Origin of the sequence: Caulobacter sp. (assembly GCF_049283275.1) — a bacterium.
Classification (GTDB): Bacteria; Pseudomonadota; Alphaproteobacteria; order Caulobacterales; family Caulobacteraceae; genus Caulobacter.
The window spans coordinates 1-1,925 of sequence record NZ_JBAPVS010000087.1; the positions used below are offsets into that span (position 1 = coordinate 1).

The 1,925-nt window shown below is 70.0% G+C and carries 2 protein-coding genes; both read left to right on the plus strand.

The annotated features are described in order from the left end of the window. Nucleotides 1-1,083 (plus strand): MFS transporter (locus WAL33_RS04290; protein WP_422178831.1); only part of this gene is annotated, 1,083 nt, incomplete at its 5' end. 8 nt (nucleotides 1,084-1,091) lie between these two features. Continuing rightward, nucleotides 1,092-1,925: glycoside hydrolase family 43 protein (locus WAL33_RS04295; protein ID WP_422178833.1), on the plus strand; the 834-nt coding region annotated here is incomplete at its 3' end.

The window sequence follows — 1,925 nt, forward strand, 5'->3', positions numbered from 1 at the left end:
GTGCTGGACTCCATCGGGCTGAAGCTGGGCTTCGCCCTGTTCGCCACGGCTTGGTCGCTGATCACCATGGCCCATGGATTCGCGGGGAACTGGCAGGTCCTGCTGGGGCTGCGCGGCGCCTTGGGCGCGGCGGAGGGCTGCGCCCAGCCGGCCGGGATGAAAGCCGTATCGGTCTGGTTCCCGGCCAAGGAACGCGGCTTCGCCGGCGGGGCCTTCAACATCGGCGCCTCGATGGGGGCCGTGCTCGCGCCGCCGCTGGTGGCCTGGTCGATCCTGCTCTGGAACTGGCGGGCCGCCTTCCTGGTGGCCGGCGGCCTGGGCCTGGTCTGGGTGGTGCTGTGGCTGCTGGCCTACCAGTCGCCGGACAAGCACAAGGCCCTGTCGGACGCCGAGCGCGAGCTGATCACCTCGGGCCAGGAAGCCCATCTCGAGGCCGCCGGCGCGCGGCCCTCGATGCTCAGCCTACTGCGTCGCCGCAACTTCTGGGGCATCGCCCTGCCCAGGTTCCTGGCCGACCCCACCTGGGGCACGCTGTCGTTCTGGGTCCCGCTTTACCTGACCACGGTGCGCCACTTCGACCTGGCCCAGATCGCCATGTTCGCCTGGCTGCCCTTCGTGGCCGCCGACATCGGCTGCCTGTTCGGCCCGGCCGTGGTGCTGTTCCTGCAGAAGCGCGGCGTCAGCCTGATCGACGCCCGCCGCTGGGCCTTCACCCTGGGGGCGGTGTTGATGACCGGCATGATGTTCGTCGGCCGGGTCGAGAGCCCCTACCTGGCCATCGCCCTGCTGTGCCTGGGCGGCTTCGCCCACCAGACCCTGTCGGTGACGGTGATCACCATGTCGTCGGACCTTTTCCGCCGCAACGAGGTGGCGACCGTGGCGGGCATGGGCGGGTTCTTCGGCAACCTGGGGGTGCTGATCTTCTCGCTGCTGATCGGCGGCCTGGTGGCCAAGGTGGGCTATGATCCGTTCTTCGTCGCCCTGGGCGTGCTGGACCTGGCCGGGGCGGCCCTGCTGTGGACCCTGGTCCGCGATCCAGGCCGCCTGTCGCCGACCAAGCCCGTCGCCATTCCCGCCCTGTAGAGCGTTCCATGCCGCAAGACACGATCTCCAACCCGATCCTGCGGGGCTTCAATCCCGACCCGTCGATCATCCGCGTCGGCGAGGACTACTACGTCGCCACCTCGACCTTCGAGTGGTTCCCCGGCGTGCAGATCCATCATTCGCGGGACCTGGTGAACTGGCGGTTGCTGACCCGGCCCCTGACCCGGCCCAGCCAGCTGAACATGCTGGGCGCGGCCGACAGCTGCGGGGTCTGGGCGCCGTGCCTGACCCATGCCGACGGCAAGTTCTGGCTGATCTTCACCGACGTGAAGCGCTATGGCCGCACCACGGTGGGCGGGGCGTCGGGCGCGTCCCTGCGCGACTTCCACAACTACCTGGTCACCGCTGACAGCATCGAGGGGCCGTGGTCGGACCCGGTGTTCCTCAACAGCAGCGGCTTTGACCCCTCGCTGTTCCACGACGACGACGGCCGCAAGTGGCTGCTGAACCAGCTGTGGGATCACCGGCCGGGCCGTAACCGCTTCGCCGGCATCGTGGCCCAGCAATACGACGCCTCCGCCGCCCGACTGATCGGCCAGCGCAAGAACATCTTCCCCGGCACCGCCCTGGGCCTGACCGAGGCGCCGCATCTCTACAAGCGGGACGGCTGGTATCACCTGATCACCGCCGAGGGCGGCACGGGCTGGGGCCACGCCGTGACCATGTGCCGCTCGCGCACGCTGGAAGGCCCCTACGAGCTGCACCCCGACGGCCCGGTCCTGACCGCCCGCGACCGGCCGCACGCGGCGCTGCAGCGGGCCGGCCACGCCGACCTGGTCGAGACGCCCGACGGGACGACCTGGATGGCCTATCTGTGCGGC